The sequence below is a fragment of the Streptomyces sp. SID12501 genome (assembly GCF_010550245.1).
Taxonomy (GTDB): domain Bacteria; phylum Actinomycetota; class Actinomycetes; order Streptomycetales; family Streptomycetaceae; genus Streptomyces.
This window is the reverse complement of record NZ_JAAGLU010000747.1, coordinates 1-427: the sequence shown is the minus strand read 5'-3', so window position 1 is coordinate 427 and position 427 is coordinate 1. Positions and strand designations below refer to the sequence as shown.

General features: G+C 71.4%; 1 pseudogene. It reads left to right on the top strand.

Going from position 1 to position 427, the window contains the following annotated elements:
- Positions 1-246 (top strand): annotated as a pseudogene (locus G3I71_RS52100) (hypothetical protein); the annotation flags it as partial.
- Positions 247-427 lie beyond the last annotated feature (181 nt).

Sequence of the window (427 nt, the reverse complement as noted above, 5' to 3'; positions counted from 1 at the left end):
CTCCTTTGTTGTGGGAAGTATGGGCGGGGTATGCGCGGGAGTGGTTGGGGCGGTTTTCCGGGAGCCTCGGGAACCGACGCCTCCACATCCCGTCGGCCGCCCCTACTGCCCCCTGCGAAGATCTACGTGGACCGGACGAAGGAGCAGATCAAGAACGCTCCGGAGTTCGACAAGGACAAGCACCTCGGCAACGAGGACTACCACCGCCAGGTCGGCGGCCACTACGGCGGCCCGAACCGCATCTGACGACGCACGGCCCGAGCGCGGGGGCCGGGGCGGCAACCACACGGTTGCCGCCCCGGCCCTCCGTCGTACCCCGGCCCGCGACCTTCGTCCGCCCCGCAGCACACGGCGTACGAACGCCCTCGCAGCCGGGGTGCGCCGCACCCGGGCAAGCGGCGGCCTGGTTGTCGCCGGGAGTCGGGCC